Source organism: Allobosea sp. 10L422, assembly GCF_056395345.1.
In genome coordinates this window covers 530,106-554,231 of record NZ_JBFTJI010000001.1, presented here as the reverse complement: position 1 = coordinate 554,231, position 24,126 = coordinate 530,106, and the positions used below count along the sequence as shown (strand labels likewise).

The 24,126-nt window shown below is 61.8% G+C and carries 22 protein-coding genes and 1 pseudogene; 13 read left to right on the top strand and 10 right to left on the bottom strand.

Annotated elements, in window-relative coordinates; all coding sequences use genetic code 11:
* Positions 1–2: 2 nt before the first annotated feature.
* Both AC1DEZ_RS02600 and AC1DEZ_RS02595 read left to right on the top strand, forming a co-directional pair.
* Positions 3–548: a biliverdin-producing heme oxygenase gene (locus tag AC1DEZ_RS02600; protein ID WP_476778515.1), complete on the top strand. Its 546-nt coding sequence runs from the start codon at positions 3–5 to the stop codon at positions 546–548.
* On the top strand, positions 545–3,079 hold the full coding sequence (locus AC1DEZ_RS02595; protein ID WP_476778514.1) for an HWE histidine kinase domain-containing protein: 2,535 nt from the start codon (positions 545–547) through the stop codon (positions 3,077–3,079). Before AC1DEZ_RS02600 ends, AC1DEZ_RS02595 begins: the two co-directional genes overlap by 4 nt.
* A 21-nt stretch (positions 3,080–3,100) precedes the next feature.
* On the opposite strand, the gene AC1DEZ_RS02590 is transcribed toward AC1DEZ_RS02595, so the two are convergent.
* The 5 genes from AC1DEZ_RS02590 to AC1DEZ_RS02570 all read right to left on the bottom strand — a co-directional run bounded on the left by AC1DEZ_RS02590 (position 3,101) and on the right by AC1DEZ_RS02570 (position 7,336).
* Positions 3,101–4,168 (bottom strand): histidine kinase dimerization/phosphoacceptor domain -containing protein, encoded by a 1,068-nt coding sequence (locus AC1DEZ_RS02590; RefSeq protein ID WP_476778513.1) that lies wholly within the window; start codon positions 4,166–4,168, stop codon positions 3,101–3,103.
* A gap of 22 nt (positions 4,169–4,190) precedes the next feature.
* Complete coding sequence (locus AC1DEZ_RS02585; RefSeq protein ID WP_441513506.1) at positions 4,191–4,604, bottom strand: response regulator; 414 nt, start codon at positions 4,602–4,604, stop codon at positions 4,191–4,193.
* Positions 4,605–4,630: 26 nt separating this feature from the next.
* On the bottom strand, positions 4,631–6,127 hold the full coding sequence (locus AC1DEZ_RS02580) for a sensor histidine kinase (protein ID WP_476778512.1): 1,497 nt from the start codon (positions 6,125–6,127) through the stop codon (positions 4,631–4,633).
* Between the two features lie 168 nt (positions 6,128–6,295).
* A complete protein-coding gene (locus AC1DEZ_RS02575; protein ID WP_441513108.1) occupies positions 6,296–6,553 on the bottom strand; it encodes a DUF6894 family protein in 258 nt (85 codons plus the stop codon).
* 33 nt (positions 6,554–6,586) lie between these two features.
* Positions 6,587–7,336: a Crp/Fnr family transcriptional regulator gene (locus AC1DEZ_RS02570; RefSeq protein WP_476778511.1), complete on the bottom strand. Its 750-nt coding sequence runs from the start codon at positions 7,334–7,336 to the stop codon at positions 6,587–6,589.
* A gap of 359 nt (positions 7,337–7,695) precedes the next feature.
* Between AC1DEZ_RS02570 and AC1DEZ_RS02565 the strand changes: the two genes are divergently transcribed.
* From AC1DEZ_RS02565 to AC1DEZ_RS02520, 10 genes and pseudogenes are all read left to right on the top strand, one after another.
* A complete protein-coding gene (locus AC1DEZ_RS02565; RefSeq protein ID WP_476778510.1) occupies positions 7,696–9,006 on the top strand; it encodes an MFS transporter in 1,311 nt (436 codons plus the stop codon).
* Positions 9,007–9,010: 4 nt separating this feature from the next.
* Positions 9,011–10,243 carry an anion transporter gene (locus AC1DEZ_RS02560; RefSeq protein WP_476778509.1) on the top strand — a complete coding sequence of 411 codons (1,233 nt, stop codon included), beginning with the start codon at positions 9,011–9,013 and terminating at the stop codon, positions 10,241–10,243.
* Between the two features lie 505 nt (positions 10,244–10,748).
* The gene (locus tag AC1DEZ_RS02555) at positions 10,749–11,987 is read left to right on the top strand and encodes a tyrosine-type recombinase/integrase (protein WP_476778508.1); all 1,239 of its coding nucleotides are present in this window, start codon (positions 10,749–10,751) and stop codon (positions 11,985–11,987) included.
* A 319-nt stretch (positions 11,988–12,306) separates the two neighbouring features.
* On the top strand, positions 12,307–12,636 hold the full coding sequence (locus AC1DEZ_RS02550; RefSeq protein ID WP_476778507.1) for a helix-turn-helix transcriptional regulator: 330 nt from the start codon (positions 12,307–12,309) through the stop codon (positions 12,634–12,636).
* Positions 12,633–13,757, top strand: a complete 1,125-nt coding sequence (locus AC1DEZ_RS02545) for a hypothetical protein (protein WP_476778506.1) — start codon at positions 12,633–12,635, stop codon at positions 13,755–13,757. Before AC1DEZ_RS02550 ends, AC1DEZ_RS02545 begins: the two co-directional genes overlap by 4 nt.
* A 63-nt stretch (positions 13,758–13,820) precedes the next feature.
* Positions 13,821–14,180, top strand: a complete 360-nt coding sequence (locus AC1DEZ_RS02540; RefSeq protein WP_476778505.1) for a hypothetical protein — start codon at positions 13,821–13,823, stop codon at positions 14,178–14,180.
* 154 nt (positions 14,181–14,334) lie between these two features.
* The gene (locus AC1DEZ_RS02535) at positions 14,335–14,616 is read left to right on the top strand and encodes a hypothetical protein (protein ID WP_476778504.1); all 282 of its coding nucleotides are present in this window, start codon (positions 14,335–14,337) and stop codon (positions 14,614–14,616) included.
* Positions 14,617–14,713: 97 nt separating this feature from the next.
* Positions 14,714–16,378: a hypothetical protein gene (locus tag AC1DEZ_RS02530; protein ID WP_476778503.1), complete on the top strand. Its 1,665-nt coding sequence runs from the start codon at positions 14,714–14,716 to the stop codon at positions 16,376–16,378.
* Positions 16,379–16,952: 574 nt separating this feature from the next.
* Positions 16,953–17,660: a hypothetical protein gene (locus tag AC1DEZ_RS02525; RefSeq protein ID WP_476778502.1), complete on the top strand. Its 708-nt coding sequence runs from the start codon at positions 16,953–16,955 to the stop codon at positions 17,658–17,660.
* A 579-nt stretch (positions 17,661–18,239) separates the two neighbouring features.
* A pseudogene (locus AC1DEZ_RS02520) lies at positions 18,240–18,643 on the top strand (transposase); the annotation flags it as partial.
* Between the two features lie 57 nt (positions 18,644–18,700).
* Here the strand turns inward: AC1DEZ_RS02520 and AC1DEZ_RS02515 are convergent.
* The 5 genes from AC1DEZ_RS02515 to AC1DEZ_RS02495 all read right to left on the bottom strand — a co-directional run bounded on the left by AC1DEZ_RS02515 (position 18,701) and on the right by AC1DEZ_RS02495 (position 22,770).
* The gene (locus tag AC1DEZ_RS02515; protein WP_476765191.1) at positions 18,701–19,426 is read right to left on the bottom strand and encodes an outer membrane protein; all 726 of its coding nucleotides are present in this window, start codon (positions 19,424–19,426) and stop codon (positions 18,701–18,703) included.
* Positions 19,427–19,538: 112 nt separating this feature from the next.
* Positions 19,539–19,760, bottom strand: a complete 222-nt coding sequence (locus AC1DEZ_RS02510) for a hypothetical protein (protein ID WP_476765190.1) — start codon at positions 19,758–19,760, stop codon at positions 19,539–19,541.
* Positions 19,761–19,819: 59 nt separating this feature from the next.
* Positions 19,820–20,176: an HdeA/HdeB family chaperone gene (locus tag AC1DEZ_RS02505; protein ID WP_476765189.1), complete on the bottom strand. Its 357-nt coding sequence runs from the start codon at positions 20,174–20,176 to the stop codon at positions 19,820–19,822.
* A gap of 204 nt (positions 20,177–20,380) precedes the next feature.
* Positions 20,381–21,832, bottom strand: coding sequence for a DUF1254 domain-containing protein (locus AC1DEZ_RS02500; protein WP_476778501.1), 1,452 nt, complete (start codon positions 21,830–21,832; stop codon positions 20,381–20,383).
* A 179-nt stretch (positions 21,833–22,011) separates the two neighbouring features.
* Complete coding sequence (locus tag AC1DEZ_RS02495) at positions 22,012–22,770, bottom strand: hypothetical protein (RefSeq protein WP_476778500.1); 759 nt, start codon at positions 22,768–22,770, stop codon at positions 22,012–22,014.
* Between the two features lie 221 nt (positions 22,771–22,991).
* Here AC1DEZ_RS02495 and AC1DEZ_RS02490 point away from each other — a divergent pair, with 221 nt between their 5' ends.
* Entirely contained in the window at positions 22,992–23,996 is a 1,005-nt protein-coding gene (locus tag AC1DEZ_RS02490; RefSeq protein WP_476778499.1) for an AraC family transcriptional regulator, read from the top strand.
* Positions 23,997–24,126: the final 130 nt, after the last annotated feature.

Here is a 24,126-nt window from a genome sequence, read left to right as displayed (position 1 = left end):
GAATGATTGAGATCAGACGTTTCCTACGCGACGAGACCAACGAGCTTCATCGTGAACTCGACGCCATCGTCGGAGGATTCTCGAACCGCGCCGAATACGCCCGCTTCCTGCAAGGCACGTTTTGCCATCGCGCGCCGGTCGAGGCCGCATTGCTAGGCTGCACCGCGCAGCCTTCCTCCCGGTGGCCCCGCACGCTCCTGCCCGAGCTGAAGGCGGACCTCGCCGGCCTGTCCATCCCCTTGCCGACGACCGAACCTTTCCATCTGTCAAATGACATGGCTGCGTTCCTGGGGGCCGCCTATGTTCTCGAAGGCTCGGCTCTGGGGGCTCGCGTGCTCGTGAAGGGAGTGGAGGGCCTCGGGTTCGGACCTGAATTTGGCGCACGCTATCTCTCGGCCCAGGCCGCCTCGCTCGATAGCTGGCGCGAACTTTTGGCGGCGCTCGAGGGGCTCGACCGGCAGGGATGGGGTGCTGCAGCGCAATCGGCGAGAGCCGTCTTCCTGCACGCCATCCAGGCCTTCAGATCGGAAGTACTCTCTCCCGCATGACGACCGTTGACCTGACGAACTGCGATCGCGAGCCGATCCATATTCCCGGTAGCGTGCAGCCTCATGGCTGCATGATCGTTTGCGATGCCGAGGTGGTGACGATCAGGCGCCATTCGACCAATGCGAGCGCCTTCCTCGGCCTCAAGGAGTTCGAGCTCGTCGGGCGCAAGCTCGAAGAAATCCTCGGTGGGCCGGTCGTGCACGAGATGCGCAATGCGCTCGCCCGCTCCGGGGTGCCGTCGCGGGCTGGGCTGATGCCGCGCTATCGCCTGGCCGCGCTGGATCGCGAACTGGACATCTCGATCCATTCCTTCAAAGGCAACGCCATCATCGAGTTCGAGGCGAGCGTCCCGGCCGGGCCGAGCTCGCCGCTCGAATTCGCGCGGACATTGGTCGGGCGGCTCTCCGATGTCACGAACCCGGCCCAGCTCATCAAGAATGCGGCGCGTCTGCTCAGGGCCGTGCTCCAGTACGACCGGGTGATGATCTATCAGTTCGCGCACGATGGTTCCGGCAAGGTCGTCAGCGAGGCGAAGCGACCGGACCTGGAGAGCTTCCTCGGCCAGCATTTCCCAGCGAGCGACATCCCGCAGCAGGCCCGGCAGCTCTATATCCTCAATCCCATCCGCGTCGTTTCGGATTCGAGCGGCGAACGCTTCCCGATCACTCCGGTGCTCGATGCGGCCGGGGAACCGCTCGACCTCTCCTATGCCCATCTGCGCAGCGTCTCGCCGATCCATTGCGAGTACCTGCGGAACATGGGCGTCTCGGCCTCGATGTCGGTGTCGATCATCGTCGACGGCGCGCTCTGGGGACTGATCGCCTGTCACCATTATCGCCCGCGCTCGCTCTCGATGAACCGCCGGATAGCGGCGGAGATCTTCGGCGAGTTCTTCGCGCTCCAGCTCGGTGCGCTCACACAGAAGCAGATGCTGCTCGCAGCTGAACGGGCGCGGGATTTTCTCAATGGCCTGCTCTCGTCCGCCGCGCATGTGACCGACGCCTCGGGCTTCCTCGGCCAGCATCTCGCCGAATTCCGCAATCTGGTGGAAAGCGACGGCGTCGGTGTCTGGGTGCAGGGCGAGTGGCGTGCCGAAGGGAGCGCGCCACCGGCCGAATTCGCGGACGAACTCGCAGCCTTCGCCGGCGAGGTCTGCGAAGGGCGCATCTGGGCAACGACGGCGCTGGCCGAGGCGCTGCCCGCCGCGCGCGCCCATGCCGATCGTTTTGCCGGCATTCTCGCCATTCCGCTCTCCCAGATACCGCGCGACTATCTCTTCTTTTTTCGCCGGGAGCTGGTCCATACGATCGAATGGGGCGGCGACCCCAACAAGACCTACACGACCGGCCCCCATGGCGACCGCCTGACGCCGCGGCAGAGCTTCGCGGTCTGGAAGGAGACGGTGGCCGGCCATTCCAAGGTCTGGACGCCGGTCGAGCGCGAGCTGGCCGAATCGGCGCGCCGGACCCTGATCGAAGTCGTATTGCGACAGAGCGAGCTTCTCGCCGACGAGCGGAACAAGGCCGAGATCCGCCAGAAGATGCTCAATCAGGAGCTCAACCACCGGGTCAAGAATATCCTCGCCCTGATCAGGTCGATCGTCGCCCATCCGCTCGCTGAGGGGGCGACGATCGAAGCCTATGTGACCTCGCTGAAGGGGCGCATTGAAGCGCTCGCCATCGCCCATGACCAGGCGATGAGAGCGAGCGGGGGAGGGGTGCTGCTCGATCTCGTCAATGCGGAAGCCTCGCCCTACCGGACAAGCGGCGGCACGATCGCGGTTCGCGGTCCGGCCGCCTCCCTGGACGCTCGCGCCTTCTCGGTCGTCGCTCTCGTGATCCATGAATTGATCACCAACGCCGCGAAGTATGGCGCTCTTTCCGTCAAGACCGGCGAGCTCACCGTCGATTGGTCGGCCAGCGCCGGAGGCGATTGCGAGATCGTCTGGAAGGAGCGCGGTGGGCCGCCGGTCAAGCCGCCGTCGCGTCAGGGCTTCGGCAGCATCCTGATCGATCGCAGCATTCCGTTCGACCTCGGCGGTCGCAGCGATTTGACCTTCGAGCCCGAGGGCATCACGGCCAAGTTCTGCATTCCCGCCAAATTCGTCCGCTGGACCGAGGACACGACCGTACCGGTCGATGCTCCTGCGCCTGTCCGCGGCAAGCCCGGCCGGCCGCTCGAAGGCAAATGCGTGCTGCTGGTCGAGGACCAGTTCATCATCGCGATGGATTGCGAGGACATGCTGGCGAGGCTGGGCGCCAGGCAGGTCGAGGTCTGTGCGAACGTCTCCGAGGCCTTGTCGTTCCTGAGCCGGACGGTGCCGGATCTGGCGATCCTCGACGTCAATCTCGGTTCCGAAACCTCGGAGCCGATCGGCAATCGCCTGCGCGAGCTCGGCGTGCGCTTCCTCTTCGCGACAGGCTATGACGATCTCGCGATCCTCGGGGTCGCCGAAGCGGCGACGCTGCGCAAGCCGTACAATGTCGCCTCGCTCGAGGCCGCGCTCCGCAAGCTTTCGGGAGGCGTCTAGCTTGCGGGCGTTCGGCGCGGCTCAGGCCGTGTCGGAATGCGGAGGCGCCAGCTCGGCCAGCGAGAGGTCCATGACGGCACGGGTGCCACGGCCGCCGGTATCCTCGTAGCGCAGCTCGGTGGCGAGGCTCTTGGCCATCGCGCGGACGATCTTGCTGCCGAGACCGGTTCCCCTGATCGGACCCGTACCGCTCCAGCCCACGCCGTCGTCGACGACCGTGAGCGTGACCTTGTCGCCGTCGCCGGAGAGGCTCACCCGAACCTCGCCGTTGCCGCTCGGATACGCGTATTTCAGTGCGTTGGTGACCAGCTCGGTCGCGATCAGCCCGATCGAGATCGCCTTGTCGGTTTTCGCCAGCACGGGTTCCGCCTCGAAGCGGATCGTCGGCATCTGGCCCGAGCCTGCCAGCGACTGCGCGAATTCCTCCAGCAGGGAGCGGAGATAGCCGGCGAGATCGACGGAGCGGACATCGTCGGAGGTGTAGAGGCTGCGATGGAGGTTGCCGATCGCAGTGATCCGGGCCTGCGTCTCGGCGAGCGCTGCCTTCGCGCCGAGGTCCTCGACCGAGTTGGCCTGCATCCGCACGAGCGAGCCGACCAATGACAGGCTGTTGGCAACGCGGTGATTGACCTCGGCCAGCAGCGTCACCGCCCGGTCGCGCGCCGCCCGGACTTCCTGCTCCGCCTGTTCGCGGGCGCGAGTCAGGCGCGTCTTGACGACGGCATGTTCCAGCGCTGCCCGCAGCAGCACCTCGAAATCATCGCCGACCGTCTTGACGACATAGTCCATGGCGCCGGCCTTGAGCGCGGTCACCGCGATCGACAACTCCGACGATGCCGTAACGTAGATGATCGCCGGAGAAGCGGCGTCGGTGGAAAGCGCTGCGAGGACATCGAGGCCGGAAGCCGTGCCGAGATCGTGGTCGAGGATGATGACATCGATCCCGCCGGCTTCTGCGCGCGAGAGACCTGCCTCGGCAGTCTCAACATGCTCGACGACATAGTTGTGGCGCGCGAGCATGCGCTGCACGAGCCGCCCCAGCGTCGCGTCGTCGTCGATATAGAGAACGTTGATCGGCCGGTTCGGCATCAGCGGCGGCCACGCAAGCGGGTCATGGTGTTTCCGGAACCTGGATTACGGAGAAGAACAGCCCGAGCTGGCGGATCGCATGGGCGAAGCCGTCATAGTCGACGGGCTTGGTGATGTAGACGTTGGCGCCAAGGTCGTAGCAGCGCTGGATCTCGCGGCTGTCGTCGGTGGTGGTGAGCACGACGACCGGCGAGCGCCTGGTATGGGCATTCGCCTTCACCTTCTCGAGGATGTCGACGCCGCCCATGTCCGGCAGGTTGAGATCGAGCAGGATGAGCAACTGGCGGCCGGCGCTGACGGCGCCGGAGCCGTCGGCGCCGAACAGGTAGTTCAGCGCATCCGTCCCGTTGGCGAAGGGGATGATCTCGTTGCTGACGCCGGCGCGGCGGATGTTCTTCTCGATGAGGCGGGCATGGCCTTCATCGTCCTCGATCATGATGATCGAGACGGGCGTTCCATTGGTCACGCTTTGGCACTCCGTCTGTAGGCCGCAAGGTCGGGGGGCAGGGTCACGGTAAAGGTCGTGCCCTTTCCAAGTTCTGAGCGCACGGCAATGTCGCCGCCGAGATTGCGCACCATCGTGCGGACATGGGCGAGGCCGATGCCTTCGCCAGCCGTATTTTGCGCGCCGGAGCGGCGAAAGAGCTCAAAGATGCGCTCGTGATCGGTCCCCGCGATGCCGCGTCCATTATCCTCGATTTCGATCTTCACCCAGCCGCGGCGCTCCCGTCGGCTCCGCACGGATATCCGGATCGGGCGATCCGGAGCCCGGTATTTGATGGCATTGTCCAGAAGGTTGCCCATGATCTGATCGAGCGACAGGCGATCGCTGACGAGGCGGGGAACCTGTGAATCGATCTCGATCCCGCCGCCTTCCTCCGCGCTGGCCTGATGGTGGACCGCGGCTGCCGCCGTCTCGATGAGCGCGGTGAGGTCGACGCTCTCGGCCCGCAATTCGCGCCCGCCCTCGCGCGAGATCTTGAGGATCGCGTTGATGAGCCCGTCCATCTTGCGCGTCGATGAGCGGATGAAGCCGATCGCCTCGGCGACATCGATGCTCAGCGCCTCTTGCGCCGCGGCCTTCTGCTCCGGGGAGGCTGCGTTTCCGGCCGTGACATAGGCATCGATCGGCTTGAACATCGCTTCCAGCTCGCTGGTGAAGCCCATGATGTTCACCAGTGGCGCCCGAAGGTCATGCGTTACGATATAGGCGAAGCGCTGGACCTCCTCGTTCGCCTTGACGAGCGCATCGGTACGTTCGCGCACGCGCTCCTCTAGGCCGGCATTGAGAAGCTCGACTTCCCGGCGCGCGGCGACAAGTTCGCGCGTGTAGCTGATGATCGTCCAGCTCGCCGCGCTAGCCATCGCCAGGATGAGAAGCGCCCCGACGATCGTGGTCCAGCGCAGCCGGGTCGAGGCCGTGACCTGCGCGTCGATCGCCTCCCTGAGTTCCGTTTCCGAAACCGCCAGAATCGCGGCGAGATCTGAGCGCAAATCATCCATCAAACGCTTGCCCGTGCCGCTGCGGACCAGGCTCAGCGCCGTCTCGGTGTCGCCCTTGCGGGTCGCGTCGACCGTGGCGGCAAGTTCCGTCATCTTCTGGTCGAGCTCGTTGTCGACCCGCTGCAGGATCGGGCCGATCTCGGGCAGCCTGGCTGCAGCCCGTTCAAGCCGGGCGCGCTGGTCCGGAAGCCGGGAGAACGCCGTGTTGTAGGGAGCAAGATAGCTCTCGTCGCGCGTCAGCAGGTAGCCGCGCTGACCCGTCTCCGCGTCCTGCACCAGAGACAGCAGATCGGCGGTGGCGCTTCGCACCGCGCGCGCCGCGGTCACCTCGCCGAAATAGCGCTCGCTTGCTGTCGTCAGCCAAAGCGACGTTGCGACGATGACGACCAATACGGCGATGCCGATGGCCAGAAGCAGGGCGTTCGAGCGTTGGAAGAACGCCTGGGAGATAGGCATGCAGAGGACCAGCGGGAGAGGTTCACCTCTCTGCGCCAATCAAAGTGCCAAGAGCAATATCAAATGACATTGCCACGCCTTCATCCTTGTGCATCGCGCAGAGGTGGATGTGGCGATCGCAACAAGAGAGCATCGGCTTGGAGCGCGGCCGCGTACAGAGCCTGCCCTTCAACCTCGTCTCTTGGGATCTGAGGCCGCGGGAAGACCCTCCAGGCGCAAACTGGCCATGTAGATTTCCGTCCCCTCCGCATCCTCGACGGTGACCGAAAGCGACATGTGGTCGCCATTTGGCAGCTTTTCGCGGTTCAATGCGGCGAGCAGTTCCTTGGCTGCATTTCGCGCGGACTGGTCATCGGGCAAATCGGTGCCTTCCTCGTCGATTTCGAGCTTCTCTCCGTCGCGCGTGTGAAAGAAGTAGCTGGGCATGCCTGCCTAATGCAGCCGAGGCCAACCTGTTCCTCAATCGCCCTCGATTTTGGCGGCGCCCGGCTGGAGATGAAGATAGTCCGGATCAAAATCCGCCAAGCGGCAGAGCCCCTTCCAGTCCAGAACCGTCAGGCGATTTGCCCGGATGCGAACAAGCCTGGCCTCCCGGATTTCTCGAAGCTTCTTGTTCATGTGAACTGTGGAAAGGCCGAGCGCATCGGCGATTTCAGGCTGCGTCAAAGGCAGATTGCAGGTCACGCCGTCTGACAAGCCAATGGCTGTCATCTTGGTGATGAACTCGCAGAACAGGTGGGCGATGCGGCTGGGTGCCGAGCGCCGCCCAATGCCGACCATCCATTCGCGGTAAATCGAGGCTTCGATCAGCGTTTCGCGCCAGAACGCTTCGGAAATTCGATAAGATGCCCGCGTGAGTGCTCGGACGGCATCATGAGGGATCAAGCCGACGATCGCCGGCGTGAGCGCTCCCAGGCAGTGATCCATGCGCTCGATGAGCAGCGAATGGATATCGGGAATGTCGCCCGGGAGGTGGAGCGACAAGATCTGACGCGCACCATCGCCGACAATCTTGTAGCGGCAAACGAGCCCTTCGGCGACGAGGCAGCACTGCTTCGTGACCTCTCCTTCACTGACGATGTCCTGGCTGGCTTCGAAGCGTTTCAAGGTGAGCGGCAAATCCAGCAGCTTCTCCCTCTCGACAGCAGGCAGGGGGACATGCGTTTCAAGCTTCAGAACGAGCCGTTCCAGATATTGCCGCTTCTCCATTCGCTCCCTGCCGTTTCAGGTGGCGCTATGCCAAGACATATCCATTCAGTTTCATGTGCACGTCAAATTCCGCGCCTAGCGGAACGCAACCATACGCCTTGTCCAGCACCGCCACATGTCCGGCATCCTGATCCCACACCGCCCCTTGGGGCCTCCGGACGGCGTCCCCTGTCCGCCGCCTCGAGACGACTGAATCAGGGCCTCGCACCGGGCGCGGCGACGGCCTTTTCAGCGATATCGGCGCCTGTCGGAACCATTGCGCGGTCACGCTGTTAAAGCGGCGCCTTCCGATGGGGAGCGCTGTATCGCCGCCTCGCGCCGGCGCTGTCACCCGGATTCTCCACTAGCGAGCGGTGCCCATGCGAAGTCCGGCAGGCAATACGGAAAAATCGGCTGAGCATTCGCCGTCCCATCGGGCACTCTTCGGCCTGGACGCCCTGAACTTCTTCCTCGCCGACGTGCGCGACGGGCTGGGGCCTTATCTCGCGATCTATCTCATCGCCGTGCGAGGCCCCGCACAAGGCTGGAACGAGGCGACGACCGGGCTCGTCATGACCATTGCCGGCATTGTCGGGCTCATCGCTCAGACGCCGGCTGGCGCGCTCATCGACAGGAGCCGCAACAAGCCGGCGATCATCATCGCCTCGGCCGTAGCGGTGACGCTGTCTTGCCTGGCCTTGCCGTTCATCGGCAATTTCTATCTCGTGATCGGCACGCAATCGGTCGCGGCGGTGGCGGGTGCGGTCTTTCCGCCAGCATTGGCCGCGATCACGCTGGGCCTCGTCGGGCCGAAGCTGTTTTCCAGGCGCATCGGCCGAAACGAAGCTTTCAACCATCTCGGCAACGCCGTGTCGGCGGCGATCGCCGGGGCGACGGCCTATGTCTTCGGCCCGATCGTGGTGTTTTGGCTGATGGCCGTGCTCGCCGTCTTCAGCATTGGCGCCATGCTGCTGGTACCGCAGAAAGAGATCGACGATGATGTCGCGCGTGGCTTTGACGAGACGGTCGACGACGAGCAGCCCTCCGGGCTGAAGGCGCTTCTGCAGAACCGCCACCTGATGCTGTTCGCCTTGCTCTGTGCCATCTTCCATCTGTCCAATGCCGCGATGCTGACCTCCGTCGGCCAGTTGCTGACACATGTGGTCGGCAAGGAGCAGGCGACGTCCCTGATCGCCATCTGCATCGTCATCGCGCAATGCGTCATGGTGCCGATGGCGATGATGGTCGGCGCCAAGGCCGACGCCTGGGGCCGCAAGCCGATCTTCCTCGCCGCTTTCGGTGTTCTCGCCCTGCGCGGCGCGCTCTATGTCGTCTCCGACGATCCGTTCTGGCTGGTCGCGGTTCAGGCGCTCGATGGAGTGGGAGCCGGCATCTTCGGCGCACTCTTTCCGGTCGTCGTGGCCGATCTCACCCGCGGTACCGGCCGCTTCAACGTGTCTCAGGGCGCAGTCGCGACGTTCCAGGGTGTCGGCGCCTCGCTTTCGGCCTCGCTCGCGGGCATCATCATTGTCGAGGCCAGCTATTCGGCAGCTTTCCTGACGCTGGCCACGATAGCCGGTTGCGGCTTTGTCCTCTATCTCCTGGCCATGCCCGAGACACGCAGCTATCAGCCTCCAACCGACCGTGGCGCAGCTCCGTCCGGGGCTGCGATCAGCGAAAGGGTGGTGTAAGCGGATGACCGGCTGGGGCCTCGGCGCGACGCAGATCGCAGCGATAGCGATCTTTATCGTCACCTATGTCGCGATCGCCATCGGCCGGATGCCAGGCTTGCGCGTCGACCGGGCGGGTGCGGCCCTCATCGGCGCCGCTCTCATGGTCGCTTGCGGAGTGCTCCCATTGGAGGAGGCCTACCGCGCTGTCGATCTCGACACCATCGCGCTGCTCCTCGGCATGATGATCGTCGTCGCCAATCTGCGGCTCTCCGGCTTCTTCCGCATGGCCACCGGCTGGGCGGTCGGAAGGGCCCACCACCCGGCGCTGCTGCTGGCGGCGGTCGTGGTGACGACGGGCGTCCTCTCCGCCTTCCTGGTCAACGACGCCATCTGCCTGGTGATGACGCCGATCGTGATAACCCTGACACGCGCACTCGGCCGCAACCCCGTGCCCTATCTCGTGGCCGTGGCGCTCGCCTCGAATGTCGGATCGACGGCGACGATCACCGGCAACCCCCAAAATATGATCATCGGCAACCTGTCGGGGATCTCCTATGGCGCTTTTGCGGGAGCGTTGGCGCCGGTCGCCGCGCTCGGCCTCCTCCTGACGATCTTGCTCGTCGTAGCTCTCAACCCCAGCGAATACGTCACCAGGCAGACGCTGCCGAGCGTATCGGTGCCGGCGCATTATCATAACTGGCTGGCCGCCAAATCGGCGCTCGTCGCGCTCGGGATGATCGTGTTGTTCTTCCTGGGCCAGCCCGTCGCAAAGGTGGCGATCTGCGCAGCCGCGCTGCTTCTCCTCACCCGCCGGATCGCACCGAGAAAGGTTTATGCCGAAATCGACGGTACGCTGCTGCTTATGTTCGCCGGCCTCTTCGTCGTCGTGCGCGGGCTGGAACATGCAGTGCTGACGAAGGATGTCGTCGCCCAGGCGGCGCATTTCGACCTCGGCAATGTCGCGGTATTGACCGGCGTCACTGCCGTGCTGTCGAATCTCGTCAGCAACGTTCCGGCCGTGCTCGTGTTGAAACCCTTCATCGAGCAGTTGCAGGAGCCACAGAGAGCCTGGATCGTCGTGGCAATGGCTTCGACGCTTGCCGGCAACTTCACCCTGCTGGGATCCGTGGCGAACCTGATCGTCGCCGAGCGCGCGGCCAAGGACGGTATCATGATCGATTTCTGGACCTATTTCAGAATCGGCGCGCCGCTGACCCTCGTCACGATGACCGTTGGAATACTCTTGCTTTCTTGACGGCGCGGCCGGCTGCAGCGCCGACGTCGCGATGTGCCAAGGTCTGCTTTCGGGCCGAGAGCCAGGCCCCGCTCATAGCGCGGGACCGCATCTGAACTCAGCATCGCTTTGGCTGCTGCCGATGGGCTTAGACGCATGCCCAGCCGGCCGGTAGTTCTCGCGCGGATGCGGGGAGGTGCAGTGCGGGCAGATGCGCGCATGCCCGCAGAATGCGCGGCAGAGGGGCGGGAGGCCGTCGACGATGTTCCAGGAGGCGTTCACGCACCTCGTTTTGCCATCGGCGTGCCTGCGGGATTTTCCTTGCGACACCATAGCCTTAGGGTGGCACAAAGACCTGGAGGCGTGCTGGCGGAAGGGGTGGCGTCATGGTGTTCATCCGGTAACGTCCGGTCACGTCTGAAAAGGCCAGCAAACATAAGCACTCTCGGTTCAGATTAGTACTTGAGTCGTCCGGCAACGTCCGACAAAAACCGAGGGTGCTTTATGGGTCAGACCGGGGGACAACATGGCTAAGACAATCAATCGACTGTCAGTGACGAAGATAACCAAGGCGCTTGAGCCGGGCATGTATCACGACGGTTCGGGACTATACCTACAGGTAGGTCCGACAGGCGCCAAGTCATGGTCACTCAAGTACCAGCTTAACGGCCGGGCGCGTCAGATGGGGCTTGGCCGGTTCATCGACTTCGGGCTCGCAGAAGCACGCGAGCGCGCCCGGCTGGCGCGTCAGAAGGTTGCAGACGGAATTGACCCGATTGACGAGAGGGCGATCACGCGCAGCCTAGCTGTAGCGAACGTCATCAAGGCGACGACGTTCAAGCAGGCGACGGAGAAGTACATCTCCGCACATTCGGCGGGCTGGAAATCCGTGAAGCACGGGGCGCAGTGGCTAGCGACGCTGACCACTTACGCGTTTCCGGTGATCGGTTCGCTTGACGTGGCGCATATTGAAACGTCGCACGTCCTGAAAATTCTCGAACCGATTTGGACGACGAAATCCGAGACCGCAGGACGCGTCAGGGGTCGGATTGAATCGGTGCTCGATTGGGCGAAGGCTAGGCATCTCCGCACGGGCGAGAACCCTGCGAGGCTGAAGGGTCACCTAGACCACATCCTGCCGAGCCGCGCGAAGATCGCGAAGGTGAAGCATCACGAGGCGATGAATGTCGACGACCTGCCGGCGTTTATCGCCAAGCTGCGAGAGCTGACCAGCGTCTCGGCGCGGGCGCTTGAATTCTGCATCCTGACAGGCGCTCGCACGGGCGAAGTCATCGGCGCGACGGAAAGCGAGATCGACAGGAACGCGAGCGTCTGGGTGATACCTGCGAACCGTATGAAGGCGGGCAGGGAACACCGAGTGCCGCTCTGCCACCGGGCGCTCGAAATCCTGGCTACGGTCCCGAGGGAGGCCGGCAATGCGCATCTCTTCTGCGGTGCGAAGGCGACACGCGGGCTGAGCAACATGGCCCTGCTTGAGCTTCTGAAGGGTATGGCGCCGGGTCTCACCGTGCACGGGTTCCGGTCGTCGTTCAGAGATTGGGCCGGTGACCGGACTTCGTTCCCTCGCGAAGTGATCGAAGCTGCCTTGGCGCACGGGCTGAAGGACAAGACTGAAGCAGCCTACAGGCGCTCAGACGCCCTCGAAAAGCGGCGCAGGCTGATGCAGTCGTGGGAAGATTTCCTTAGCGCCCCGACGGCTGACACTGCTGCCCCCGGTGGCAATGTCGTAGCGATCCGGGCTTGAACGGGGGTCTCGGATGATGACCACACGGAAGACGTATCGGCGCTAATCAGCCGGGAAGACATAGAGGCAGCATTCACACGGGTCGTCCTATCGGGCGGCCCGTTTGCGTTTAGGCGTATCGCTTCGATCCTGCATCGTGATGCGTATCGATCGGGCTTCCGTGAAGTAGTATTAGGCACGATATTTCAGCAAAGAGACGTATCGCCGCAAAGTGCAGAAAGAGTATTAGACCTCGCGTTGCTTCCATAGCGCCGGTACTCAACTTGACTTCCCGAGCCTTCCCGGACCATTTATGGCTCCAACGCAACGGAGCCACGCCATGTCGCAACAGAATACCTTTATTCGCTTACCCGAAGTGCTTCGTCGCACAGCGCTAACTCGCACCACGCTGTACGAACTCATGCAGCGGAAGCAATTCCCGGCACAGGTGGTTTTGTCGCCGCGTCGGGTCGGCTGGGTTGAGCATGAAGTTGACGCGTGGTCAGCGGCCAGAGCCGAGAAGCAGCGCGGGGCTTGCGCGGCTTATCAACCGGACCTGATCAAGGACACCGTTAAGGCTGCGCTCGCCGCGCCTGTCGTCCCGCCTGCGCTGATCGCTGCCGCCCGCGCCCTGATCGCTCAGGTCGACGGGACCGAGCCGCAGTCATGAGCACGGACCTGAACGCGGCTGCGCTGGCGATGGTGGCGCAAGCCGAGCAAGACGCTGTGAATGCCGCAGCGCGCGCTACGCAGTGGGACAACATCCCGGCTTCTCTGCGTGCCCTCCCGCAGTGGTGCTTTTACACCACGAAGAAATTCCCGTTCTCGGTGTACGCTGCACGTAACAAGTGGGCGCCGTACAAGCAGCCCGACGCGCGCAACCCGGCCAAGGTCAACGACCCGACAACGTGGTGTTCGTGGGACGACCTACGCGCTGCGCCAGCCAACGAGTATTTCGTTGGTCCGGGGTTCTTCATCACGCCCGAAGACGACATCGTCTGTATCGACCTCGACAACCCGACCCGCACCCTACCGAAAACATGGTGGTGGGCAGAGGCTACGCCCGAAGTGCAGGCCGAGCGCCTGTCAGCGGCGCATCAGTTCATGAACCGCATTTATCGCTGGGCGTGCGAAGTCGGCGCATGGATGGAAACCAGCATGTCCGGCAACGGCGTACATATCTTCGTACGTGGCCACATGCCATTCCCGCGTTACGAACTGGCGTTCGGCGGGTCGTTTTATGGTGCTCGCCAGTTCGTTGCGCTGACCGGTCGGCGGCTACCCGGTTCGGGCCGCGACCTGCCGCTGGTCGGCGACGCTCTGCCTGCGCTGATGGTCGATCTTGAGCGGCGCGGCGTGCTGCGGGGCAAGGCTGAACGGCTGACCAGCGCGCTCAGCGTTCTCGGCCGCACGACGGAGCTAGGGCGCCGGCTCGACCTGACTGACGCCGAAGTGGTCGCCATGCTCCTGCGGATCAACAGGCACTCATACCGGTTCCTGATGGCCGGTCCTGGTCGGAAGGGTAACTGGTCAGAAGACTATCTCGACCTACTCGGCGACCTAGACAAGATCAGCGGCGACCCGGAACAGGTAAAGCGCATCCTGATCGAGTCTCCGTGCTTAGAGAACGCTGGTTTTACTGATCGGGGCAGGGACCGCAATGAACGCTGCATTCGTCGGTTTGATGAAGAACTGACGCTGTCTCGTGAACGTAATCAGCCAGTACTTGAAGAGCGCGAGCGCGTTAGTGCTGCGATCTGCGAAGCGCGGAGGCAAAACGGAATGTGCTGACGAATTGACCACCGGGGGCGACCCCTGAAGCAACCAACTAACATCAACCAAGGAAATCACACCATGACCACGATCACCGAGACCAAGACCACGACCACCATCGACAATTCATTCTTCTTTGCACTGGCGGTATCGCCTATCTTCGGACTCCTTGCCGACCGGATCACCGAAAAACTGGTCATCGGTATGCCAGCCGACAAGCTCTTTATGCTGCAAACAGTCGTGAATTTGGTGATATACGTGGCGTTGTGCTACGCCGATACTCGCCGCTGTCGCGAGGCCGGGTTTGAACCCAATTGGGTAGCCGGTCTGATCTTCGTCCCGCTGTACATATTTCATCGCATCAAGGTGACGAATACTGGCTCCGCGCCGTTGCTGGTGTGGTTCGCGTGTTTCGCCGTGGCGCTGTCATTAGTGCCCTGATCACCCCCGGTCGCAGCTCGACCAGCCCTCTCGCCAGCCCTGACCCGGCTGGCGAACTCATGTTTTTCCCTAGCAGAATTAGGCGTTTGCTTGTGGCGCCAGATTTCGGAAAGTTAAGGCCAGCGCCGGGCAAGTGCAGCGCAAGAGGCTTATAATGAAACGTAATTCGAGACACCCCGATATCGAGACGATCCGGCAAGCGGTCATCAATTCACCGCTGAAGGGTCATAGGATCGCTGTGAACATCGGGCGCGCTCCGCAGACAATTCACCGGTTTATCAACGGTGAGTCTGAAGACTTAGCTGCTGATACTTTGGCTAAGCTGGTCGCTGAAGTGATGCCCGGATATGCCTTCGGGCTGTACAAGGTCTCGGACCAGCCGTCCGATACCCAGAAACGAGAAGAGCGCCCCGCTTGCGACAGCGGGACGCTCTGAGTTGTACTAACAGGAAGTGCGTCACCCGAAAGCGACCCCAAGCAGGTCAAGCTTTTGAGGCGCTTCCGGCGATATCTCAAGCCCGAAAGTTGCTGTCATGACCGCCCATCTGCTTACCCCCGCCGATCTTCTCGGCGCCGAGCCAGCCGAAACCCACGAGCCGGCCCTGACTTCGGGCGCCGATCTGGCAGCAGCAGCAGCCGAGCAGGTCGCGCTGGCTGAATCCGGGGGACAGTCATCAGACCCGCTACGACCGATCGTTGCGGTAGGGGCACCACTGCACGAACTAGCCACGACAGTTGAGACGGTGTTGATTGAACAAGAGGCGCCGCTATATGCCAATGGGCCGCGCCTTGTTACTCCGATCATGCAGGAAGTGGAAGCAGCCAAGGGCCGCACCACACAAGTCGCACAGCTTAAAGAAGTGACGATGCATGTTCTGCTTGACCATATGTCTCGTGTTGCATCCTGGGCTAAGGTCGGTAACCGGGGCGGAGAACCTGTCGACCCGCCGATACAGGCCGCACAAATCCTTCAATCACGGTTCGGTGAATGGCGCTTCCGTCGCGTGTCAGGTGTGCTTACCACGCCGACCTTGCGTCCGGACGGAAGCTTGTTGAACGAACCCGGCTACGACGCAGCAACGCGCCTGTTCTTGATGAACCCGCCCGCGCTACCTAATATGCCAGAAGCGCCTACCCGCTGGGACGCGGAATTTGCGATCAAGTTGTTTCGCGATCTGCTGCACGAATTTCCGTTCGTTGACGAAGTAAGTAAGTCGGTAGCGCTGTCTGGTATCCTGACACCAGTTGTGCGCGGTCTGTTCAGTACAGCACCGATGCATGTCACCAACGCAGCTACCCCCGGTACCGGCAAAAGCTATTTGATGGACACGATTACAGCCGTAGCCAGCGGACAAGCTTGTCCGGTCATGAACTACGGCAACACGGAAGAGGAAGCAGAAAAGAGACTGGGCGCCCTGCTGATGCTCGGTCAGCCGATCGTGTCGATCGACAACATGAATGGTATGATCAACGGCGCGTCGCTGTGCCAATACATTGAGCGCCCGACAGTTCAGGTGCGTCGACTCGGCGCTAGTGAAATGATCACCATCGACAATCGGGCAACGATGTTTGCCAACGGTAATAACGTCTCGATCTCACAAGACCTTATCCGACGCTCAATTCTGTGCAACCTTGACGCCAAGGTTGAACGCCCGGAATTGCGTGAATTCGCCAGCCGTCCGGTCGATACGATATTAGCCAACCGGAAGCTATATATCACCGCAGCCCTAATCATCGTGCGGGCGTACTTGCTCGCCGGGCAGCCGGGTAAATTGCCGCCCCTCGCCAGTTTTGAAGGCTGGTCTGACAGCGTTCGTTCTGCACTAGTCTGGCTTGGTTGCGCCGATCCCGTAACATCGATGGAAGGCATGCACAGTAACGACCCGAAGCGAATTCAGCGTCAGAAGTTGATCGGCGCGTGGGCGGAGTGCATCGGCATTGATACGTCGTTGTCAACAGCCGAGTTGGTCACTAAAGCGCGTGACCAGACAAGCACGGCGCCATGGCGACTTATGTTTCCCCAGCTCAACGAAGCAATGTCTGAGATTGTAAACGACCATCCGGACAAGTGGAAGTTGAAGTTCGGGCAATGGCTTGGTCGCAATAAGGATATACCTTCGGATGAGCTGAAAATCACAAGCAAAATGGATGCGCACAAGAAGACACAAGTCTGGAAACTGGAGAAAATTGAGACATGATGATCCCGTCAACATGGCTCGACATGAAATTCGCGGGGGTAGGTGCGTGGGTGGTGCGGGGGACGGTACGTACGGACACCCGCCACCAAACCGCCAGCGCTGGTACCCTTCGCGGGGTTTCGCGGGGGTTGCGGGGGTTGTGGTTCCCCTCCTTAGCCAGCAAGCGCACACGCACACACGCACACACTCCCGCTCGCAAAAGACACCAAAACTAACCCCCGCAACCCCCGCTAACCACCGCAAGTCACTGCAAAATAAGGCAGATTCTCGCGGGGGTTGTCTCGGACAGACCCCCGCCAGACCCCCGCAGACCCCCGCAAAACCTAGCAGCGCTAGGATTTCAACCAACAAACATCAGCGAAAGAGTGGTCACCGAGTTTATTCGGCGGATGCGTGAAGACCTGTTAGTGATCTGACCACCGGGGGCGACCACCCGGTGGCAGTCCGCCAGCGCGATTGATCGAAACGGTCGCGAGGCGAATACTGAACAGGCGGACGACTATTCCGACCGACAACTTAGCCGTCCTATCACAATTCGCAGATGGCCTGTCGCAACCTATGAACGGACCTCCCGATGGTACCTGCAAACATTACGCTGCGCCATGATCGCAATTACCACCAGCAGCAGGACGAACTTCGCGAACAGTTGCGATTGGCAGAGCGCACCAAGCGTGCGTACTTCACGACACGCATGGCCGAGCTTGATATTTACGAGCAGGGTATGCGCCAGTTAGGGCAGGCCGTCGCGGCGGAAGAAGGTCTGAATGCCCTGACCGCTGATGAGAAGCTAAAGCTAGCTGGCGTGCGGCGTAAGGTCGACGACGGCGAAGTGCTCGACCCGTTTGAGCGAATGTTGCTCGACAAGGCAACGAAGCATGCCGAACAGCTTGGCAAGCGTCTCGCACGCAAGACCCTGCGTATCACTAACGCAAGCGTGGTGCAGTTGCTGGCGATTAAGGCGATCAGCCCGGTATACGATCCCGACAGACAACTGGCAGCACAAAAGCTGCTCGACAGCATGCGCAATCGCGACCCGAACCTGACGAAAGAGACGACAGACGAAATCCTGGCCTTGCCTCTGACCGACGCTTACGCCCGCGTCGCTGAACTGACACTGACCGGTATGTTGACCCGCGAACAGGCTGACTACGCCCTGAAGGCGCTCGACTACCGCACAGCAGCCGTCAACGTCGATCTGGCTAGCAAGTATCTCGGTACCGTCACCGGGAAGCCTGCCGAGACGGCGAAAGACCCTTACGAGGCTGACGGGTATGAAGATTAACCTGAATCCTACTGCACAGAAGTCACTGCGTACCAGTCTCGCAGTTGAGCACGCCCGCTTGAACGCGAGCGGCGTTCATATCCGGCTCTTCGGTGCGGACGGCGGGCAACTGCCGACACATGGCGACCCGGCTACAGCGCAGCATGTTCTCACCGTCGCTGCGGTCCCGTCAGGCAAGTTCCTGTTCCGGCCGCTTGAGCCGGTCCCCCGGTCAGGTCCGATCAGCCCGCCCCGGCGCCCGAAGCTAGTCGACGCCCCGCCAAGTCCGGTGCCCGAACGCTCGGCGCCGACAGCGGTCACCCAGGAGGCGCCCCGGTGGCAGCCCCCGGAAGACCCAGACGCCGCCTTTCTTGCCAAATACGGGATGTGACCATGTTCAGATTATTCGGCGCCAAGCGCCCGGCCGGCGAACCTACCGAGTTAGACGAGCGTAATCGTCAACGAGGGGGCGCTGATCGTGGACTGCCAGCAGAGACCGGCGCCCGCTAAGGATTACGCGCGGCAGATATGATTGGTCACACCCTGATGCCGCCTGAAGCCTCATGCTCCGACCGATGGTCCAGCGCCAGCACGGTGCCGCGCATCTGGAAGGCGCACAGGCTGCAGTCGCATCGCTGTCGGCAGTTCAAGCTGTCCAAAGATCCGAATTTTCTGCGGAAGCTGCGCGACGTGGTCGGCCTCTACGTTGAGCCGCAAGCCCATGCCATCGTGATGTCCGTCTATGAGAAGAGCCAGATCCATGCGCTCGACCTCACGGAGCCGGGCCTACCTCTGAAGAAGGGCCGGCCCGGCACCATGACCCACGAATACAAACGCCATGGCACCGCGACCTGTTCGCCGCGTTAAACGTCCTCGACGGCACCGTCGACCGCAACATGCAGCGCCATCGGCACCAGGAGTACATCCGCTTCCTCAACGCCATCGAGGCTGAGGGGCCGGCCGGCAATATCGTCCCCGTGATCCTCGACGACCACGCCGCCCATTAGAGTCCGAAGGTCCGCCGATGGCTCGGTCGGCACGACGCCGTGTGTCCGAGAGGGCTAGAACTTGTAGAGCAGCCGCCCGACAACCTGATTGGTGCTCAGTTGCTGCTTGAAGCCGATGATCCCGAGTCCGCCAACGCCGACCGGATAGGTGTAGGTATCCTCCTCGAACTGCGAGTACCGATACTCCAGACCGGCGATCCAATTGTTCGTGATGGCATATTCGGCGCCTGCACCAAGCGTCCAGCCAACACGGGCGCCGTCACCCGCGCCATAGGAATAACCTGTCCCCGTCACCGTCGACTTGGCCTCGGCCAATGCCAGGCCGCCAGTTGCGTAGATCATGAAGCGATCAAAGGCATAACCGACTCGCAGCCTGGCCGAGCCTACCCAATTGGTATGCGCGGTGATGAAATCGCCGGTTAGCGCGGTGAAGCGCTGCTTGCCGGTGATGAGGGCTGCGCCGTCGATCTCGCCGCCGAGGACCAGCTGACCGATCTGGTAGTTGTAGCCCGCCAGCAGGCCGACCGCAGCGCCGTCCCGGTTCAGACTCGGCAATGAAGCAACGGCAGCCCGCCCGGCGATCACGGCGCCCGGCGTCAGTTCGGTTCTGGTCTGCGCCCAGCCGGCCTGGGCACCGACATAGAAACCGGTCCAGGTGAAGGCGGGCGGCAAAGGAGCAACAGGTACGATCCGCCGAGACGGCAGGTCGGCGGCCTGCGCGGTGATCGAGCATGCTGCGAAGGCAATTCCGGCAAAGATTTTTATAGTGCGGAGTGGCATATCGAATGAATCCTTTGAGAGGGTGGAGAGACTGGGGCTATGCAATATTGATATGCTCGCGAGGTTTTTCTGGCTCGCGCTCGTTCTCTTTCAGCACGGCCCGGTCCCGACCTCAGTCGCCTGTCGGAGCGCCAAGCGCGTAATCCTTTTGCAACTGCCGGCTCGTCGACGGATAAAGCGACTGACATTCTGCCCAGTAGAAGGTATTGGGCTGCCGGTTGGCCGGATCAGCACAAATCGCGGCAAGCTGCTCTTGCCTTGATTGCGAAGTTTGGCAGCCTGCAAGGATCAGTCCGAGTGATAGCGCAATCCCGACTGAGATATATGGGCTCATGACGTTCTATCCTGGCTGAGATTGGAGCTGCCCGAAATGATTGCCGATGCTTCAAATATTTACTTCAGGTGAATTCCGAGCTTGGCGCGCTCATCCTTGAACACGACCGCAAGCGCCTCGATTATCTTCTTATCGGGATTGGCTTTGCAGTAGACGATGAGCTCGTGCTCGACGACCTTGCCCTTCTTCAGGTCAAGGAAATGCTTCTTGGCGAGGCCGTTATACCAACCGCTATACCAGGCAGAAAGTGCGTCGGCGTCCTCCTGGAAGGTCGCGGCGAGTTGCGCGCAGGTCAGGGCCTGAACATCGATGAAGCCTTTGGCGTCGACATAGCTCGTGAGCGGAACCTGGGCCGTCGCCGAAGACGAGGCTGCGCAGACGAGCGAAAGCGCCACGGCAGCGAAAGTTTTGGACATAATGATCTCCTGTTTGAAAGTGTAAGAGCCGCAGGTATTGAGCGAAAATGGCAAGCCGATCATATTAGGCGACCCAGTTTCGGGTCGCCTTGGCGATAATTCCGATTGAATATTATGCCGAAATTTGTAGACGGCACGGTAGACAACCGCGTTATCGCAATGACCTTGCGACTAGGGAGCGTGCACCAAGTCTTTCGTCTACTATCAGACCCGCTTCACGCCCGGTGGCTGCCATGTTCCTGTGCCCGCCGGCAGGATCGAAGGCGGTGCAGGCTTCGGCCAATAGAGGCGCATCACGAGATAGATCTTGTCATCCGGCGCCGGAAGCCAGTTTGCCTCCTTGTCGGCGCCAGGGCTGTCCTTCTGCAGGTACAGCGTCAGCGAACCATCCGCGTCCTTTTTCATCGCGGACAACATCGGAGAGTTGATTAGGTAGCGATCGATCGGATTCTTCACCAGAAACTGGCTCTTTCCATCATACATCGTAACCGACCAGAACGCATTCACTGGCGGCAACTGGCCAGGCGCGAAGGTGATGGTGTATTTGTGCTTGCTGCCGTCGAGCGGCTCACCGGTCGCGTCCGTTCGCGTGTAGGGGTACATGGCTTCTACAGCGTCATTGCCGAGGAGACCGCCCTTTGCAGACCCGGCCCGCATCACCCAATCGCCGTTATAGAAGACCTCGTCGCCGAAGAACGAGCCGATGTTCCAGCCGTTGATGTTCTTGTTTCCACCGGCCAGCCATTTGTCGACTTTGCCATTGCCTTGCTTCATGGCCACCAGGATTTCGGCCTTGTGCTCGAACGACAAATCCTTGAACGCAAAGGTCTTGGCGGGGCCGATGCCTATTTTCGCAAGCTTCGCGCGAACCGCCTTGTCCCTTGCCGTCTCGGGGACGAATTGCAGGGCGGCGTCGAGATACTCGAAGAAGTTATGCCTGATCCCGGCGGTGCTGGCGGGAACGAAGGTGAGCTTGGGCGCGGCGGGCGGGGCGGGCTGCTTGAGGAAGGCGGAAAGCGGTTGCCCCTTGTAGCCGGCCTGGACCTTCTCAACGTTCGGCATGTCGCCGGGATTGAAAAGCTGGGTGCGGAAAATCGCGAGCGGGAACGGCGTCGTCGATGAGAAGACCTTCTTGATCCCAGCGGGCGTTCCACCTTTCCAGTCCGGCCCGACGACCAGATAGTCGCCCGGCTCGGTCCCCGTGGCGCGCGTGCCGATATAGCCGAAGTTGTAAGTGTTGCCGTCGATGAGCTGGACCGAGTAATAGCGCTCCTTTTCGATCGCCGGCACCGAGATCACCATCGGTTCAGCCCGCAAATCCATCCAGATGAACGAGTAAGGCGTATCGCTATTGGGCGTGATGATTGCCGTGTCCGCCGGGGTGGCGACATGGTTCAGGTTTTTGATTTCGTTGAATGGGGCCTTGAACTGTCCCGAGTTCCTGTCGACGGCGAACTCCTGCATCACCGCATAATACATCACCAGCGGCAGGCCGTAGATGAAGCCTTCTTCGGCGATGTCCTTGGCCTCGAACAGGCTGGGCCATTCGACACTGTTCTGCTCAATGACCGGGGGGGAGACGATGTCGGCCTTTGCCATCGTGGCGGTGAGCGCCGCCAGCGCAGCAGAGCCAAGCAGATCGCGTTTCGTGATCATTTGAACACTTCCTTCGGGTTCACAACTCGTGGCTGAGCGCGCATAGGTAGCAAGATGAAGTTACGCGACGTCGGCGATGATTGACAATGCAGGAACGGCCAATTCAGAGCCCCCTCTATGTCGGCGTTTGGCGCGAACACGACATCCGAGAGGCGCCCCGTGAGCGGCTTGTTCGCCCATCATTTCGGGAACAGGAACTGGAGCTGGGCCCTCAGCTGCCAATCGGCGGCCCCGCTGGGCTTTGCGACATTGTAGTAGGCTGCGAGCTGCGCATTGACGGGCTGATGGCCAATCTTGAATACGCGCCCAAAACCGCCTCCGATGGGCACCGTCCAGCGGTCGCCCTGGCCGGCCTCCCAGTTGGCGGTGATGACGGGGGACGATGTCAGGTACCAGCCGCCGTGGAAGTTGTAGTTCACAAACGGCTGCAGCGTCATTGCATTGACCGTGCTGCGGGTACTCTTGCCCGCGAAGGACCAGACATTGTTGACGAGGACGCCGACAACCCAGGGTCCCTCGATTGCCAAGGCTACGATGGCCGGCCCCGCCGAGTACTTGCCGGACGTGAGGGTCTTGTCGGTGCCGGTGGGGAGTACGACGGTCGGCCCGATGCCCCAGATGATGCCGTGAGTTGGCTGCTTCGGCGAGAAGAAGAAGCTGGGATTGATGTCGCCCAGGCCGAACTCGCGATCGCCATTCACCGTCAGGGCCGGCTGCGAGATCACAGGCGTGATCCAGCGCGTGATCAGGTTCCAATCCTTGCTGAGCGTGATCGGGATCACCGGCTGGATGTTGAGGACATTCTGCAGCTGCTTGTGCGGACCGACATGGAAGTTGAAGTTGTTCTGGAACGGCACGCTGATCATGTCGGCAACGGGGTTCTGCGCTGCTTTAGCCAGATCGCCAGGGCTGCCCGTTGAATCTTCCGCCAGCACCACTCCTGAGCACGACAAGGTCGCGAAGAGTGTCAGTATGGCTAGCCTGATCAACGTCCTCGCGCTCACGGCCCGAAATTCCCCCAACTATAATAAAATTGACGACGACGAAGGCCGGTTTTCCCGTTTGCCGGCGGCACTTATACTGTGCGACAAAGCAGCAATCGGGTTTCGGGACCACTCATTTTGCGCCAACCTTGCAAGCATTCCGGAGCGTCCAGCGCGTGGCTGAGATCCCAGTCATCTCGAGCCACATCCTGCACGGCCTGCCGGCATTCCTGCGTCATGCAATCGGGGAAAGCGCGCTCCTACGGGCAAACCGCGCAGCAGGCTTCGATCTGGAGCTGACCGAAGGCCGCAATTGTTTCATCCCGCATGCCGCAGTCCTCGGCTTCGTGAATGCTGCGGCAAGGGCGGCCGGCGAGCCCAATCTCGGGCTTCTGATCGCGCCGATGATGAGCGCAGGCAATTACGGCAGCTTCGGGCGCTACGTTCTGGGGGGCGATACCCTCGGCCAATCCATCCAGCGGGCCATTGTGGCGCTGCCTTATCACAGCACCCATGACAGGATGTCCGTCGCCATCGTCGGCGACGAGGCACGCTATAGCTACGTCTTTGCCTTGGCTGGCCACGCGGGCTACGACATGATCGCCGGAGCGGCTGCCGGCGTTCTGCTCAGCGTCCTCAGGGCTTATTTGCCTTTTGACTGGCGGCCACTGCGCGTCGAGCTCAATATCAGTAGGCCGCGCCAGATCGGGCTGTTCGAAGATCTCTTCCAGTGCCCCGTCCTGTTCAACGCGCCCGCCGTGACGATCGTCATGGAACGCGACCTCTTGTCGGCTGCTCCCAACCGTGGGGCATGGCCCATCGTCACCATCGAGGACGTGGCCCGAGACCGGCCCGGCGGCGCTCCACGCGATCTGCTCGACGTCGTCATGGAGCAGGTCCGGGCTCAGGTCCTCACCGGCAGCGTATCGATCGATCGCGTGGCGCGACCGATGGCTACCAGCGTCCGAACGCTGCAACGTGAGCTAAGTCAGGCTGGCACCGACTTTCGCAGCCTGGCGAATGCGGCAAGGGTGCAGCGGGCCACCGAGTTGCTCAGGCACACGAATGGCTCGATCACCCGTGTGTCGGCAGAGATGGGATATTCCTCTCCAGCCAATTTCGCGCGCGCCTTCCAAAAGGCGACCGGCCGAACACCCCGGGCGTTTCGCTCGAAAATCTAGCATAAAGAGTTCCGGGCATGTCCAAGCCTGCCGGCATTGCCGAAACTCGGCGATTGGTATGCGACCTACGCGCTTGGGCCATCTGCAACGATTTGCGCCTCAAGCACCACAGTACCGAAGTGACCGAGGC

Excerpts from the sequence above, each read along its gene's own strand:
- AC1DEZ_RS02580 (WP_476778512.1), bottom strand. The coding sequence starts at position 6,127 with ATGCCTATCTCCCAGGCGTTCTTCCAACGCTCGAACGCCCTGCTTCTG.
- AC1DEZ_RS02585 (WP_441513506.1), bottom strand. The coding sequence starts at position 4,604 with ATGATCGAGGACGATGAAGGCCATGCCCGCCTCATCGAGAAGAACATC.
- AC1DEZ_RS02575 (WP_441513108.1), bottom strand. The coding sequence starts at position 6,553 with ATGCCCAGCTACTTCTTTCACACGCGCGACGGAGAGAAGCTCGAAATC.
- AC1DEZ_RS02555 (WP_476778508.1), top strand. The coding sequence starts at position 10,749 with ATGGCTAAGACAATCAATCGACTGTCAGTGACGAAGATAACCAAGGCG.
- AC1DEZ_RS02525 (WP_476778502.1), top strand. The coding sequence starts at position 16,953 with ATGGTACCTGCAAACATTACGCTGCGCCATGATCGCAATTACCACCAG.
- AC1DEZ_RS02590 (WP_476778513.1), bottom strand. The coding sequence starts at position 4,168 with ATGCCGAACCGGCCGATCAACGTTCTCTATATCGACGACGACGCGACG.
- AC1DEZ_RS02505 (WP_476765189.1), bottom strand. The coding sequence starts at position 20,176 with ATGTCCAAAACTTTCGCTGCCGTGGCGCTTTCGCTCGTCTGCGCAGCC.
- AC1DEZ_RS02595 (WP_476778514.1), top strand. The coding sequence starts at position 545 with ATGACGACCGTTGACCTGACGAACTGCGATCGCGAGCCGATCCATATT.
- AC1DEZ_RS02545 (WP_476778506.1), top strand. The coding sequence starts at position 12,633 with ATGAGCACGGACCTGAACGCGGCTGCGCTGGCGATGGTGGCGCAAGCC.
- AC1DEZ_RS02530 (WP_476778503.1), top strand. The coding sequence starts at position 14,714 with ATGACCGCCCATCTGCTTACCCCCGCCGATCTTCTCGGCGCCGAGCCA.
- AC1DEZ_RS02560 (WP_476778509.1), top strand. The coding sequence starts at position 9,011 with ATGACCGGCTGGGGCCTCGGCGCGACGCAGATCGCAGCGATAGCGATC.
- AC1DEZ_RS02510 (WP_476765190.1), bottom strand. The coding sequence starts at position 19,760 with ATGAGCCCATATATCTCAGTCGGGATTGCGCTATCACTCGGACTGATC.
- AC1DEZ_RS02570 (WP_476778511.1), bottom strand. The coding sequence starts at position 7,336 with ATGGAGAAGCGGCAATATCTGGAACGGCTCGTTCTGAAGCTTGAAACG.
- AC1DEZ_RS02515 (WP_476765191.1), bottom strand. The coding sequence starts at position 19,426 with ATGCCACTCCGCACTATAAAAATCTTTGCCGGAATTGCCTTCGCAGCA.
- AC1DEZ_RS02550 (WP_476778507.1), top strand. The coding sequence starts at position 12,307 with ATGTCGCAACAGAATACCTTTATTCGCTTACCCGAAGTGCTTCGTCGC.
- AC1DEZ_RS02600 (WP_476778515.1), top strand. The coding sequence starts at position 3 with ATGATTGAGATCAGACGTTTCCTACGCGACGAGACCAACGAGCTTCAT.
- AC1DEZ_RS02500 (WP_476778501.1), bottom strand. The coding sequence starts at position 21,832 with ATGATCACGAAACGCGATCTGCTTGGCTCTGCTGCGCTGGCGGCGCTC.
- AC1DEZ_RS02535 (WP_476778504.1), top strand. The coding sequence starts at position 14,335 with ATGAAACGTAATTCGAGACACCCCGATATCGAGACGATCCGGCAAGCG.
- AC1DEZ_RS02540 (WP_476778505.1), top strand. The coding sequence starts at position 13,821 with ATGACCACGATCACCGAGACCAAGACCACGACCACCATCGACAATTCA.
- AC1DEZ_RS02565 (WP_476778510.1), top strand. The coding sequence starts at position 7,696 with ATGCGAAGTCCGGCAGGCAATACGGAAAAATCGGCTGAGCATTCGCCG.